At 55.1% G+C, this 13,675-nt stretch carries 11 protein-coding genes, 1 other RNA gene and 1 other annotated feature; of the genes, 2 read left to right on the forward strand and 10 right to left on the reverse strand.

Going from position 1 to position 13,675, the window contains the following annotated elements:
• Nucleotides 1–7: 7 nt before the first annotated feature.
• A complete protein-coding gene (gene cymR, locus Q3F21_RS10305) occupies nt 8–427 on the reverse strand; it encodes a cysteine metabolism transcriptional regulator CymR (protein ID WP_340252098.1) in 420 nt (139 codons plus the stop codon).
• A gap of 107 nt (nt 428–534) precedes the next feature.
• Between cymR and Q3F21_RS10310 the strand changes: the two genes are divergently transcribed.
• Entirely contained in the window at nt 535–708 is a 174-nt protein-coding gene (locus tag Q3F21_RS10310; RefSeq protein ID WP_170208318.1) for a hypothetical protein, read from the forward strand.
• Nucleotides 709–770: 62 nt separating this feature from the next.
• Here Q3F21_RS10310 and Q3F21_RS10315 read toward each other — a convergent pair whose 3' ends face one another.
• The 7 genes from Q3F21_RS10315 to Q3F21_RS10345 form a co-directional block, all read right to left on the reverse strand.
• Nucleotides 771–2,087: an AAA family ATPase gene (locus Q3F21_RS10315; protein WP_340252101.1), complete on the reverse strand. Its 1,317-nt coding sequence runs from the start codon at nt 2,085–2,087 to the stop codon at nt 771–773.
• A gap of 6 nt (nt 2,088–2,093) precedes the next feature.
• Entirely contained in the window at nt 2,094–2,849 is a 756-nt protein-coding gene (locus Q3F21_RS10320) for a tRNA threonylcarbamoyladenosine dehydratase (protein ID WP_340252104.1), read from the reverse strand.
• 119 nt (nt 2,850–2,968) lie between these two features.
• A non-coding RNA gene (gene ssrS, locus Q3F21_RS10325) (6S RNA) lies at nt 2,969–3,151 on the reverse strand.
• 50 nt (nt 3,152–3,201) lie between these two features.
• Nucleotides 3,202–4,986, reverse strand: coding sequence for an aspartate--tRNA ligase (aspS, locus tag Q3F21_RS10330; protein ID WP_340252107.1), 1,785 nt, complete (start codon nt 4,984–4,986; stop codon nt 3,202–3,204).
• 35 nt (nt 4,987–5,021) lie between these two features.
• On the reverse strand, nt 5,022–6,293 hold the full coding sequence (gene hisS / locus Q3F21_RS10335) for a histidine--tRNA ligase (RefSeq protein ID WP_340252109.1): 1,272 nt from the start codon (nt 6,291–6,293) through the stop codon (nt 5,022–5,024).
• A gap of 91 nt (nt 6,294–6,384) precedes the next feature.
• Nucleotides 6,385–6,638 (reverse strand) — a binding site (T-box leader).
• Nucleotides 6,639–6,749: 111 nt separating this feature from the next.
• The gene (locus tag Q3F21_RS10340; protein WP_340252112.1) at nt 6,750–8,285 is read right to left on the reverse strand and encodes a coproporphyrinogen III oxidase; all 1,536 of its coding nucleotides are present in this window, start codon (nt 8,283–8,285) and stop codon (nt 6,750–6,752) included.
• A gap of 84 nt (nt 8,286–8,369) precedes the next feature.
• Nucleotides 8,370–8,543: a hypothetical protein gene (locus Q3F21_RS10345; RefSeq protein WP_340252114.1), complete on the reverse strand. Its 174-nt coding sequence runs from the start codon at nt 8,541–8,543 to the stop codon at nt 8,370–8,372.
• A gap of 288 nt (nt 8,544–8,831) precedes the next feature.
• Here Q3F21_RS10345 and Q3F21_RS10350 point away from each other — a divergent pair, with 288 nt between their 5' ends.
• Nucleotides 8,832–10,745: an SH3 domain-containing protein gene (locus tag Q3F21_RS10350; RefSeq protein WP_340252116.1), complete on the forward strand. Its 1,914-nt coding sequence runs from the start codon at nt 8,832–8,834 to the stop codon at nt 10,743–10,745.
• Between the two features lie 136 nt (nt 10,746–10,881).
• Here Q3F21_RS10350 and dtd read toward each other — a convergent pair whose 3' ends face one another.
• Nucleotides 10,882–11,319 carry a D-aminoacyl-tRNA deacylase gene (dtd, locus tag Q3F21_RS10355; protein WP_340252118.1) on the reverse strand — a complete coding sequence of 146 codons (438 nt, stop codon included), beginning with the start codon at nt 11,317–11,319 and terminating at the stop codon, nt 10,882–10,884.
• 136 nt (nt 11,320–11,455) lie between these two features.
• Complete coding sequence (locus Q3F21_RS10360; RefSeq protein WP_340252120.1) at nt 11,456–13,627, reverse strand: RelA/SpoT family protein; 2,172 nt, start codon at nt 13,625–13,627, stop codon at nt 11,456–11,458.
• Nucleotides 13,628–13,675 lie beyond the last annotated feature (48 nt).

Below are 13,675 nucleotides of genomic sequence, written 5' to 3' on the forward strand. Positions count from 1 at the left end.
TCACCTTCTATATATAGAACATGTAGCCGTCAGAATGGCCTTCATCCTGATAACTGATCAGATCCTGCAAGGATGTGGAATCGAGTACGGCCGAAATGCTGTCGCGGATACGCAGCCAGAGGTAGCGCTTGGCCGGGTCTTCTTCCTCGGCAAACTCGACCGGGCTGATCGGGCCTTCCAATACGCGGATGATATCGCCCGCGGAGATTTCCTCGGGCTGTTTCGCCAAGACGTAACCGCCGTACGCTCCGCGAATGCTTTTTACCAGTCCTGCGTTGCGGAGCGGCGCGACGAGCTGCTCCAGATAATGCTCGGACAAATCGTGGCGCTGGGCAATACTTCTCAGCGAAACGGGCCCCTCCCCAAAGCGGTTGGCCAGCTCCATCATGATCGTGAGGCCGTAGCGTCCTTTCGTAGAAATTTTCACAGTAACAACTCTCCTCTATCTGCAGTATTCCCCGCAAACCAGTTTCCCCGTCTCTTACATTTCTCGGCTCGTCGGGGACACACTAGCTTCCAGGGGGTGAATGCACAATGGCAACGAACAAACGCTCGGAGCGGGGGCGCAATCATCCCTCCGACACGCTTTACGACCAACCGGCCGGTACCATTGCCCACAAAGCTCGTTTTGGCGCCAGCGAACAGAGTAAGCAGCCAAATGAAAACGGCGATCTGCCCAACAAACCGGGCGGAAATGTGCGAACCTGAGCGACGCTCCCCCGTACCTTGGGGGAGTTTTCACATTTGGTATCAGCCTTCTGACTCGTTGGTCACCCTTTCCGCTCTTTTTGGAGCCGACCGATTTCCTGTTCGTAGCCGATTGGCTTTGGCTGGTAAAACGTATAATCCACCCCATCAGGCAAATATTGCTGATCGACATAACCGCCAGGGTAGTTGTGCGGATACAAATATCCTTTTCCATGCCCGAGACGGGAAGCCCCTTTGTACGCGGAATCGCGCAGATGGATGGGGACCGGCTTGTGGCCGTCTGTCCGAATCGTCTCAAGCGCCTGATTAATCCCGTTGTACGCCGCGTTGCTCTTTGGAGCTGTGGCCAGATAGGTCGTCGCTTGCGCCAACGGAATCCGGCCCTCCGGCATTCCGACCAGCTCCAGCGCCTGGAAGCAGGATATTGCCACGGTAATCGCTTGGGGATCGGCATTTCCGATGTCTTCGGAAGCCGAGATAATCAGGCGGCGGGCGATAAACCGCGGGTCCTCGCCGGCGTCGATCATCCGGGCAAGCCAGTACAGGGCCGCGTCTGGATCAGAACCGCGGATGGACTTGATAAAAGCGGAAGCCGTGTCGTAATGGTTGTCGCCGCTTTTGTCGTAGCGAACGGCACGCCGCTGGATCGACTCGACAGCCACATCGAGCGTGATGACGATGCGTCCGTCTGGTCCGGGAGGCGTCGTCGTGACAGCCAGCTCCAGCGCATTGAGCAGTCTGCGCGCATCTCCCTCGGCGTATTGGATCAAGTGCTCCCTCGCCTCTGGTTCAACCTCTACGTACAGCTCGGCCAGGCCGTTTTCCCCGTCTGTCAAAGCCCGCTGCATCACTTGCTCCAAATGGTCATGCGTCAACGGCTGCAGCTGGAAAATCTGTGACCGGGACAGCAGCGCCGGGTTTACCTCGAAAAACGGGTTCTCCGTCGTCGCTCCGATCAATGTAATGGTCCCCTCCTCCACGTACGGAAGCAAGGCATCCTGCTGCGATTTGTTGAAGCGATGAATTTCGTCCACAAACAGCGTAGTCCGCTGCCCGCCCATCACCAGCCGTTCCTTCGCCTCGTCGACGACCCTGCGAATGTCAGCCACTCCGGCCGTTACGGCATTCAGCTCGGCAAAATGCGTACGTGTCGTCCGGGCGATCACCTTGGCCAGCGTCGTTTTGCCAGTTCCGGGCGGCCCGTAAAAGATCAGCGAAGAAACCTGGTCAGCCTCGATCGCCCGGCGCAACAGCTTCCCCTCGCCGAGGATATGCTCCTGGCCGATCACGTCATGGATTGTCTGCGGACGCATCCGTGCAGCCAGCGGCTTGCTCAGTCCCTTGTCGTTTGCTTCATGCGCAAATGAAAATAGATCCATGTCTCTCTATCCTTTTGCCGGCTGCCAGTCCAACAGATCGCGGACGACAACACTCGCTAAAATAAGTCCTGCTACCGAAGGGACAAACGCATTGCTCGCCGGGGGCTGGCGTACTTTGCTGATTGGCGAATTCGGGTCGGCTACGATCTGATCGCGGACATCGGTACGGATGGTGACCGGAATTTCTTTGGAGTACACCACTTTTACGCCTTTGTAAATGCCGCTTTTTCTCAGTTCGCGGCGGATTACCTTGGCGATCGGATCGTAGCTCGTCTGAGAAATATCAGCCACTTCAAACTTTGTCGGGTCCATTTTGTTCGCCGCTCCCATGCTGGAGATGATCGGAATGTTGCGTCGTTTTGTCTCCAGTATCAGGTGCAGCTTGGCCGACATCGTATCCATCGCGTCGACGATGTAGTCGAGTGAATGGGCAAACAGCTGATCGGCCGTTTCCGCATTGTAAAACATGTTCAGCGTGACGACCTCGCAGGCCGGATTGATAGCGGCAATCCGCTCTTTCATCAGTTCGGCCTTCTTTTGTCCGATCGTATTCAGCGTGGCATGGATCTGGCGATTGATATTGGTAATGTCGACGACGTCCTTGTCCACCAGTACCAGCTTGCCTACGCCGGTGCGGGCCAACGCCTCGACCGTGAAGGAGCCGACACCCCCTACACCGAGAACCGCCACTGTGCTGTTTTTCATTTTTTCCAAACCTTCGGGACCGAAGGCCAATTCGCAACGAGAAAATTGATGAAGCATCCACCGTCAACCTTTCTGATCAAGCATGACAACCAAGCAGGAAATCATTCCAATCCCTTTTTCGAGTGCACAGGGCAAAAGCGATATGCAATCGGAAAAGTAGGAATGTCAGACAAAAAAGGAGCCCCAAAATGCCGTGCTGCTCCTACAGTTTTGAACCTGCTCATCGCAGGTGGGTGTCTTGCCCAACCGTCCCGGACGTCCATTCGATGGAGGCGTGTCCTCGCGATTGCGGACGAAAAACTCCCTAAAAAGACTTTGTGGCTCAAAACTATCGGAAGTCACGTACATCGCAGGGCTATTTATCAGTATTACCAATGTATCAAACGCTCATGCGACTGTGCAAGCCCGCTTATTTTTCGTCTTCGTCTTTTACCGTCGTCATGATGTTCAGCTCTGCCAGCTGCTTGTCGTCCACCGGACCTGGCGCGTCTACCATCAGATCGCTTGCGCTCGCTGTTTTCGGGAAGGCGATCACTTCACGCAGGTTGCTGCGGCCGGCCAAGAGCATGATCAAGCGGTCCAGACCAAGTGCGATCCCGCCGTGAGGAGGCGTACCGTAGTCGAATGCGTCAAGCAGGAAGCCGAACTTCTGTTTTGCTTCTTCTACGGTCAGGCCGAGCGTGCGGAACATTTTTTCCTGAACGTCGCGCTTGTAAATCCGCATCGAACCGCCGCCCAGCTCGTAGCCGTTGAGCACCATATCGTACGCTTGCGCCCGAACTTGGCCGGGGTCGGTTTCCAACAGGTGCAAGTCCTCGTCTTTTGGACGGGTGAACGGATGGTGCAGAGCCAGATAGCGCTGCGATTCCTCATCCCACTCGACTAGCGGGAAGTCGACGACCCAGAGGAAGGCGAACTGGCTGTGGTCGATCATACCAAGCTCGGCACCCAGCTTGGAGCGAAGAGCGCCCAAGGCGTCGGCCACGACTTTCGGCTTGTCGGCCACAAACAGGAGCAGGTCTCCCTCTTCGACGGCCAGTCGTTCTTTCAGGCTGTTGATTTCTGCTTCGCCAAAGAACTTGGCGATCGGTCCTTTTACTTCGCCGTCCTTGAAGCCCATCCACGCCAGGCCTTTTGCACCGTAGCGGGATGCGAACTTGCCGAGATCATCCGCCTCTTTGCGGGAGTAGTGTCCGCAGCCTTTCGCGTTGATCGCCTTTACCTGGCCACCGCCAGAGACGACGCTGGCAAACACTTTGAAATCGCTGGTTGCGACGAGGTCGGACACATCGGTCAGCTCCATGCCGAATCGTACGTCCGGTTTGTCGGAACCGTAACGGGCCATCGCCTCCGCATACGTCAGACGCGGGAATGGTCTCGGCACGTCAACGCCGATCGTCGTTTTGAATACATGGGCAATCATCTCTTCCATCATCGGCAGCAGCTCTTCCATAGAAAGGAACGAGGTCTCGATGTCCACCTGGGTGAATTCAGGCTGGCGGTCCGCACGCAAATCCTCGTCGCGGAAGCAGCGTGCGATCTGGTAGTAGCGCTCCATGCCGGATACCATCAGCAATTGCTTGAATAGCTGCGGAGATTGCGGAAGCACGAAGAACTCTCCTGGATGCACACGGGACGGCACCAGATACTCACGCGCTCCCTCCGGCGTGCTCTTGGTCAGCATCGGTGTCTCCACTTCAACAAAGTCTTTCTCGTCGAGGAAATCGCGGAACGCTTTGGCCGCCTTGCTGCGGAGAATCAGGGAACGCTGCATTTCCGGACGGCGGAGGTCCAGGTAACGGTATTTCAGACGCACCTGCTCATCTACGTCGATGTCGTCCTCGATTTGGAACGGAGGCGTTTTGGCGTCGTTCAGGATGATGATTTCGCTCACGATCACTTCGACTTCGCCCGTTTTCAGCTTCGGATTGACAGCCTCCGGCGCACGCTTGACGACGGTCCCTTTGACAGCAAGCACGTACTCGCTGCGGACTTTGTCTGCTACCTCCCAGGCAGTCTTGTTGTGCTCCGGATTAAAAACAATCTGGAGGATGCCTGTTCTGTCGCGGAAATCGATAAAGATAACCCCTCCGAGGTCGCGCCGCTTTTGGACCCATCCGTTCAGGATGACTTCCTGTCCTACCTGTTCAATCCCAACCTCTCCACATTGCACGGTACGATATTGCCAACTCATCTTGATTTCCTCCACTCATTTTTCTGATGTCGATTTTATCCCAAGCGGCTTGCGATGACAGCTGGAAGCTCATCCAGCTTGATCTCCTGCTGCTCCCCAGTGGCCATTTCTTTCAAAACCGCTGTTCCGCTGGCCAGCTCGGACTCGCCAATAATGACGGTAAATCTGGCGGCCAGCCGGTCTGCTTGTTTCAGCTGCGCTTTCATCTTGCGGTCGAGATAATCCAGCTCAGCTGCCACACCTGCGCTGCGAAGACGGTCGACGAGGCGGAATGCTGCCGCCTTCGCATCCGGCGTCTGGATCGCCACGAAGCAGTCGATGCCGACGGTCACTGGCAGCTGCACTCCTTGCTTTTCCAAAGCGAGCAGCAGCCGTTCGATGCTGAGGGCAAAGCCGATCCCCGGCATGTCGTCGCCGCCGAGCTCCGCCACCAGACCGTTGTAGCGTCCACCGCCGCAGAGCGTTTCCACGGCGCCGATTTCCGCCATTTTGATCTCAAAGGCAGTCTGGGTGTAGTAATCGAGGCCGCGAACCATGCGCGGATTTACCGTGTAGGCAATCCCCAGCTCCGCCAGGTAACCTTTGACTGCTTCAAAATGAGCGGCAGACTCGTCGCTCAGATACTCCAGAATGGAAGGCGCATCCTTGGTCAGCGTCTTGCAGGTCTCGTTTTTGCAGTCGAGCACACGCAGCGGATTGCGGTCAATCCGGGATTGGCAGTCTGGGCAAAGCTGATCGCGCACGCCGTTCAGATGTTCGAGCAGGTGCTTGCGGTGGTTCGCCCGGTCCTCCAGCGTTCCCACGCTGTTCAGCTCGACGCTCAGTCCTGTCAGCCCCAGCTCCTGATAGAGCCGCATCGCCAAAGCGATCACTTCGGCGTCGATCGCCGGATCGCTGGAGCCGATCGCTTCCGCTCCAAACTGGACAAACTGCCGGTAGCGGCCGGCCTGCGGGCGCTCGTGGCGGAACATCGGTCCGAGGTAGTACATCTTGACTGGCTGATTGGGCAAGCCGTACAGCTTGTTCTCCACGTAGGAGCGGACTACGCCTGCCGTTCCCTCCGGGCGAAGCGTCAAGGCGTCCTCGCTGCGCGGATTGGAGACGTTGTACATCTCCTTTTCGACTATGTCCGTCGTTTCTCCGACACCGCGCTGGAACAGCTCTGTGCTTTCAAACAGCGGCGTGCGGATTTCGTGGTAGTTGAACCGCCTGCACAAGTCGCGGGCTTTGGCCTCGATGTAATGCCACAGCTCAACCGTGCCTGGCATAATATCCTGCGTGCCGCGAGGAATTTTGATCTTTGCCATCTGTTAACCCTCCATCTTTGCTTCCTGCCGGAAACTAGTTCAAGCCAAAACAAAAAATCTCCCGCCTCTGACATGCCGCTCGATGCAACATGTCAGGGACGAGAGATCGGTTTTGCTCCCGTGGTGCCACCCTGCTTGGACTCCATTCATCATACCGGAGCCCCACTTTTCCAGTCGTTAACGCCGACATACGCCTGCCAGTTACTGAAAGGGCCAAAGCCGCTTCGTTCACTGCGGTCTTCGGGGATGTCATTCGCCAAGTCGTCATAGGGAAATGCTCTCAGCCGCGGCAATTCCTCTCTGGCTATCCGTTTCCTGGGTACTTGTTCCCGTCATTAGATCATTGTAAAAAAGTCCTTTGAAAATCTTAATGCAAATCATAGCAAACGGAGAATCAGGCGTCAACAGGCGCCGGATAAAACTTTTTTGACCGCGCCATATTGACTGGCCCGCACATTACTTTCCGACTCCGGCCTTTTCCACCGATGCTTCCGTAGAAGTTTCCCCGTATACCTGGTCAAGATCGCGGATCTTCTGTTCGGTCAAAGTCCGGTACGTCTCGTTATACGTCTTCGGGTCCTTCGGATTCGGCCACCTCACAAGCTTCCCGCTGCCCGGGGCCATCAGCTTGGAAACCGCTCCGCACCCGAGTCCGAGGATGGTCTGCGCTTCTTCCATGATCATGATGTTGTAGATGCTTTCCTGTCCTTCGAGAGCGTAGCCGACATTTTCCAGGTTGCCCAAAATGTTTTTCTGGCGGTACAGGTAGTAGGGATGATAGCCGTTTTCTTTTGTCCAACGGGAAGCAAGCTCCATCATCCGGCTCACTTCCTCCCGGCTGGCCACCTGGTAGCGCTCCTTGTTCTGCGTCATTTCGGAAGCCCGCTTGAACGAGAGGGTATGCACTGTCAAGGACGTAGGCATCAGCTTTTCCACTTCTGAAAGGCTATGCTCCCATTCCTTCAGCCCTTCGCCTGGCAAGCCGATGATCAAATCCATATTGATGTTGGTCAGGCCCATTTCCATCGCCAAATGGTATTTCTCGATCGTTTCCTTCACCGTGTGGTGCCGCCCGATCGCCCGCAGCGTTTCCTGGGTGAACGATTGCGGATTGATGCTGATGCGGTCAACCTCCCATCGCTTCATCACGGCCAGTTTTTCGCGGGTAATCGTGTCGGGTCTGCCTGCCTCCACTGTCAGCTCGCGGATCCCTTCGATGTACGGAAAGGTCCGATGCATCGTCTGAAACAACTGGTCCATGTCATCCGCCGTAATGCTCGTCGGCGTACCTCCGCCAAAATAAATCGAGGTGATCCGCATATCCCGCTCCGTGAGCCATTGCCCCATCCGTTCGATCTCGTAGTGCAGCCCCTCCAGAAATGGATTGACCGAGGCCGTATGGCTGCGGATCGCGTACGCCGGAAAGGTGCAGTACGCGCACTTTGTGGGGCAAAACGGAATGCCGATGTATACGGAAAGCTCCCGGTCGATCTGGTAGAAATCGGGAACCACCTTCAGCTGCCTGTCAATGATCTCCTGAAGCAAGGAAAGCTTGTGGGGCCGAACCATGTAGTCGTTTTGCAAACGGCGGTGAACGGCTTCCCGCCCCGCTCCGGACGAAAGGAGGCTGTGCATTAGCTTTGTTGGTCGAATGCCCGTAAGCACGCCCCAGCCCTGCTCGATGCCCGTCAGTTCTTCCAGCAGTTGGAGCAAAACATAGCTGACAGCCCGCTTGGCGATTTTGCGCTGTTCCTTTTCCTCCAGGACCGTATACGGGCGCTCCACCATCCGCTTTTCATGCCTGTCTGCTGCAAGCAATTCTCCTGTGGCGCAGACGCCTTCTCCCCGTTCTTCCAGGGAAAGCCGGATGCGAAGACCGTCTGAACCTTCCCATTCCGATACATAGACAATCTCCGGGTCTTCATAAAACAAGGCGAGAATCAAACCGATTTCCCGCTCGAATTGATGTCCTTCACACTTCACTTGAATCATGGGTTCACCTGCTTTTCAGTCTGCCCCTTCATCTTATCCGACAAAAAAAGCGCGGTCAACCTGACGAAAGCTCCGGCATTCCGCTCACCGGCGCAGCTTTCTCCTGAGCTCCTGCACATCTCTGATGCTGATGTGAAATTCCCTGGACATCTCGACGTCGTTCAATGTCGATTCCTTCTCCAGAAAGTCGTGAAAATCGACGGAGAACAGCCGTCTGTTTGCCTCTTGCGCAAAGGCTTCCTTGTTGGCCTGTCTCATCTGCGTGCCTCCTTCTCTCATCCGTGCTGGTTGTATCCTAGTATGGCCCGCAGCGCAGAAAAGCATAAGGGAAAGCGGATCAGCATAAAAATGACGAGCGTTGACAATGCTGCTTCCGGGCAGAAGAAAGCGAGCTTCAGCCATAAAAATTTGGTATTTTAAAGAGAAGTTTGTCGGAAAAAGCAGGAAAAGAAGAGCTGTAAGACGAAAGAGTACTTTTGGTAAATTCCTCTAAATCCTAAAATCGATGTTTTCACATCATATAAAACTGGAAAGGGTGTCAATTTCGTGCGTTTTCGTCAACATCTCCTGCGGACACTCCTTGCTGTCGCCTGTGCCGTTACCCTGCCTGCCACAGCCGCACTCGCAGCTGGAAGCATCCAGGTCACGGTCGATAATCTTAACGTTCGCTCCGGTCCTAGCACACAGGATCAGGTAGTCACTACACTTCCGATCAAAACGGTATTGCCTGTCATCTCTGAAAAGGGCGATTGGATCAACGTTCGTCTGCCAGACGGGAAAACCGGATGGGTGGCCAATTGGCTGGTTACGAAATCAGCCACTAACAGTCAAACAGGCACACAGGCCGGCGCTCCCACCGCTGCGCAGATCGAGAGCACTACCGACAATCTAAACGTTCGCTCCGGTCCCGGGCAAAACCATTCTGTCGTCCAAACGATCAATCCGGGTACAAAATACACGGTTACGCAGCGCAGCGGCGAATGGATCCAAATACAGCTGTCCACAAACACCAAGGGCTGGGTTGCAGGCTGGCTTGTCACTGAGCACAATGCCGGAAAGCCTGCCGGGCAGACGAGTACATCTCCTGCCGGAGGAAATACGCCAACAGCGCCAGCCGCGTCCGGCGGCTCTACCGCTGCTGGACAAGCAGGTTCCGAGGGCAATTCTTTGACGCTTGAGTACAATCCGTACGTTTATCCGTCGCCGGATTTTTCCTTGCCCGCCATTGGACAGCTTCATTCCGGCTTAACCATTGCCGTTACGAAAAAGCAAAACGGCTGGATTCAGTTTCCCTACGACGGCATTCAGGCGTGGATTCCCGAGGAAGGGACCACACAGCCTGGCACCATACAAGCTAACCCGGGCAGCGGGACAGCTGATCAGAACCAGCAGCAGCCTGCTCCTGATATACAGTCTCCGACCAACGGCGGTTCCACTGCCACACCTCCTGCGGATCAACAGCCTGCCAAGCAGACAGCAACCGTACAGACCGACGGGTTGAATCTCCGTGCGGAGTCGAACACGGCCAGCGCTGTCCTGGGAACGCTGAAGGCTGGCAGTACCCTGACGGTGCTGGAGAAAAAAGAAGACTGGTACCGGGTGCAAACGCCGGACGGCAAAACAGGATGGGTCGCAGGCTGGCTCGTCACTGTCCAGCAGCCTGTCATGCCCGCTCCCCCCGGGCCGCATATCACTGTCATCAACCCGGATACCAATGTCCGTTCCGGTCCAGGGACCAATCACCAGATCGTCAAACAGATACAGCCGGGTGAGAAGTACTCGATCGTCAAACGCGAGGGCGACTGGTTCCAGGTCCAATTCAGCGATGACTCGACAGGCTATGTAGCAGGATGGCTGGTCTCCGCAACGGGAACGCCGGCGGTTGTGAAGGCAAACGCGCTGGTCGGCAAAGTGATCGTGGTTGATCCGGGACACGGCGGCGGTGACAACGGAGCTACCGGCTCAAGCTTCTCCACTTTGGAAAAGACCGTGAACCTCCAGGTAGCCCTGCTCTTGCACCATAAATTAGAGGCTGCCGGAGCCAAAGTGATCATGACCCGCAGCGACGATCGCAAGCTAACGCTCCAGCAGCGGGTAGATGTGGCGGCTCAGAACAACGCGGATATTTTTGTCAGCATCCACCACAACACCCATCCGAATTCGACGACGAACGGAACGATCATTTTCCACTACAACAAAGGGAACTCCAGCAAGCTTGCCTCCCTGGTGCAAACGGAAGTCGTGAAAGCAACGACCTACAAAGACTTGCAAGCTCGCTTTGGAGACTACTACGTTCTCCGAGAAAATCCTGTAACCTCGATTTTGGCGGAGATCGGCTTCCTCTCCAACTACAACGAAGAGCTGCGGCTCCGCTCTGAAAAACAGCAGGATTTGGCTGCAGAAGGTCTCTTTAAGGGGATTTTGCAATACTTCTCCTCCCAGAGCGTACAGGAAGGGTAACCGTCACCCCCTTGTCTTTCAGCGTAAAGACAAGGGGTTTTTTTATTGCAAAGGACGAGAAAAGGAGCCGAGATGTCTCGACTCCTTTTTCCCCTGTCAAATCAATTGTACTTCTTATTAAAAAGCGGCCTGCCGCTTATGTTTCAACGATCAGCGTAACGGGACCGTCGTTTACGAGACGCACGTCCATCATCGCTCCGAATCGGCCTGTTTCTACTTGCAAGCCTTTTTCCCGCAGCTTGGCATTGAACAGATCGTACATAGGCTCGGCCTTTTCGGGACGGGCGGCAGCCATGAAATTGGGGCGTCTGCCCTTGCGGCAATCGCCGTACAGAGTGAACTGAGAGACGGACAGGATTTGACCGCCTGTATCCAGCACCGAATGGTTCATTTTCTCTTCGCTGTCTTCAAAAATGCGCAGGTTGGCAATCTTGTCGGCAATAAACTCCACGTCTTTCTCCGTATCCTCATGGGTAATCCCGACCAATAGAACAAGGCCGTGGTCAATCCGGCCGACAACTTCGCCCGCCACGGTGACACTTGCCTCGCGGGAACGTTGGACTACTACTCGCACAGCTGCAAAAACTCCTTCCAGATCATACACCTCGCGCTTTTGCAAAGGCTAGCGTCAATGGTGCCTTTTTCGGTTGCTCGAATCGCGTACAGGGAACATCCCTCTGCTCAAGCAACAACACCCGATCTTGCGGCGATCAGGTGCTGAGAATCCGTCGTACGGAATAAATGTCTTTGATGCGCTTGATGCGCTCGACCACTTTATGCAAATGGCCGATATTGCTAATAGAGATCGTCATGTGTATGGTGGCGACCCGATTCTTGTCTGCCTTGCCGCTGACTGCAGAGATATTCGTTTTCGTCTCTGCCACAACCTGCAGGACATCGTTCAACAAGCCGCTCCGATCCTGACCCGTAATTTCGATATCGACATGGTAATTATGCTTGAAGTCCGTATCCCATTCCACGTCGATCAAACGCTCCATGCTCTCATCCGTCAACACATTGGGACAGTCCCTGCGGTGAACGGAAACTCCTCTGCCCCTGGTGATAAACCCGATGATTTGATCCCCAGGGACCGGCGTACAGCAGCGGGAAATCCGTACCAGCAAATTGTCGACTCCCTTCACCTTCACACCGGACTCGCTGCGCCCTGTAGGCTGTGCGGGAGCAGGCTTGTATTCCGGTACAGGAGGATTTTGTTCCTCCCGCTCTTTGCGAAGCTTGTCGATTAGTCTGGTGACGATCTGGGATGCCGTGATCCCTCCATAGCCGACAGCGGCAAACATGTCCTCGTGACCCTGGAAGTTGAAGCGGGCCGCGGCTTCCTTCAGATTTACGTCGGTCATCGCATCCTTGAGATCGTAGCCCCTGGACTTGATTTCAGCCTCCACCATCTGCTGGCCTTTGGCGACATTCTCTTCCCGCTTTTCCTTCTTGAACCACTGCTTGATTTTGTTGCGCGCGTGCGCCGATTTGGCGATCTTCAGCCAGTCCTGGCTCGGACCGTACGAATGCTTGGACGTCAAAATTTCCACGATGTCGCCCGTTTTCAACGAATAATCGAGAGGCACGATTTTGCCGTTTACCTTTGCGCCGATCGTCCGGTTGCCGACGGCAGAGTGGATGCGGTAGGCGAAGTCAAGCGGCACTGAGCCTTTCGGAAGCTCCACCACGTCCCCTTTTGGCGTAAAGACAAACACCGTGTCGGAGAACAGATCCTGTTTCAAGGACTCCATAAACTCCTGTGCGTTTGGCGCCTCCTCAGAGCCCCCTTCAATAATCTCCCGGAGGTTCCCCAGCTTTTCGGCAAACGAGCCTTGCACGACGCTTCTGCCTTCCTTGTAGGCCCAGTGCGCTGCGATCCCGATTTCCGCCGTCTGGTGCATATCCCACGTGCGTATCTGCACTTCCAGCGGCTCGCCTTTCGGACCGATGACAGTCGTGTGCAGCGATTGATACATGTTGGCTTTCGGCATTGCGATATAATCCTTGAAACGGCCTGGCATCGGCTTCCACAGCGTGTGGACGATCCCCAGAACCGCGTAGCAGTCGCGAATATCATTGACGATGATGCGAAGCGCGAGAAGGTCGTAAATCTCGTTGAACTGCTTGTTTTGCTTCGTCATCTTCTTGTAAATGCTGTAAATGTGTTTGGGCCTGCCGGATATTTCGGCTTCGATGTTCAGTTCCTTCAGCTTTTCCTTGATCGTGTCGGCGGCTTCGTTGATGTAGGCTTCCCGTTCGGTCCGCTTTTTCTGCATCAAATTGACAATGCGGTAGTATTGCTGCGGATTAAGATAACGGAGCGATGTGTCTTCCAGCTCCCATTTTACGGAGGCGATCCCCAGGCGGTGAGCCAGAGGGGCGAAAATTTCCAGCGTTTCATCTGAAATTTCCCGCTGCTTCTCCTCCGACATGTGACGGAGGGTGCGCATGTTGTGCAGGCGGTCAGCCAGCTTGATCATAATCACACGGATGTCCTGGGCCATCGCGACCAGCATCTTCCGGTGATTCTCAGCGAGCTGCTCCTCCTTTGACTTGTATTTGATTTTATCGAGCTTGGTCACGCCGTCGACCAACAGAGCGACTTCCTGGCCAAACTCGCTCTGCAGTTGGTCGAGCGAAACCTCGGTGTCTTCCACTACATCGTGCAAAAAGCCGGCAGCAATCGTTACCGCATCCATGTGCAGCTCGGCCAAAATGCCAGCGACAGCGATCGGATGCATGATGTAAGGAACGCCCGATTTGCGCACCTGGCCTTCATGGGCTTTCTCAGCCAGCTGGTACGCGCGCGTAATCAGATCCAGGTCCGCTTTGGACAAGTAACTGCCTGCTTTTGTGAGTACTTCATTAATGCCGGTGCTCATAGTTCCTTCCCTTATCCTCTCATTAGAAAACCTGGCTGAGCCAAGCTT

The sequence above is a fragment of the Brevibacillus borstelensis genome (assembly GCF_037834415.1).
GTDB classification, from domain to species: domain Bacteria; phylum Bacillota; class Bacilli; order Brevibacillales; family Brevibacillaceae; genus Brevibacillus; species Brevibacillus borstelensis_A.

Excerpts from the sequence above, each read along its gene's own strand:
- Q3F21_RS10310 (WP_170208318.1), top strand. The coding sequence starts at position 535 with ATGGCAACGAACAAACGCTCGGAGCGGGGGCGCAATCATCCCTCCGAC.
- Q3F21_RS10315 (WP_340252101.1), bottom strand. The coding sequence starts at position 2,087 with ATGGATCTATTTTCATTTGCGCATGAAGCAAACGACAAGGGACTGAGC.
- Q3F21_RS10320 (WP_340252104.1), bottom strand. The coding sequence starts at position 2,849 with ATGCTTCATCAATTTTCTCGTTGCGAATTGGCCTTCGGTCCCGAAGGT.
- aspS (WP_340252107.1), bottom strand. The coding sequence starts at position 4,986 with ATGAGTTGGCAATATCGTACCGTGCAATGTGGAGAGGTTGGGATTGAA.
- hisS (WP_340252109.1), bottom strand. The coding sequence starts at position 6,293 with ATGGCAAAGATCAAAATTCCTCGCGGCACGCAGGATATTATGCCAGGC.
- Q3F21_RS10340 (WP_340252112.1), bottom strand. The coding sequence starts at position 8,285 with ATGATTCAAGTGAAGTGTGAAGGACATCAATTCGAGCGGGAAATCGGT.
- Q3F21_RS10345 (WP_340252114.1), bottom strand. The coding sequence starts at position 8,543 with ATGAGACAGGCCAACAAGGAAGCCTTTGCGCAAGAGGCAAACAGACGG.
- Q3F21_RS10360 (WP_340252120.1), bottom strand. The coding sequence starts at position 13,627 with ATGAGCACCGGCATTAATGAAGTACTCACAAAAGCAGGCAGTTACTTG.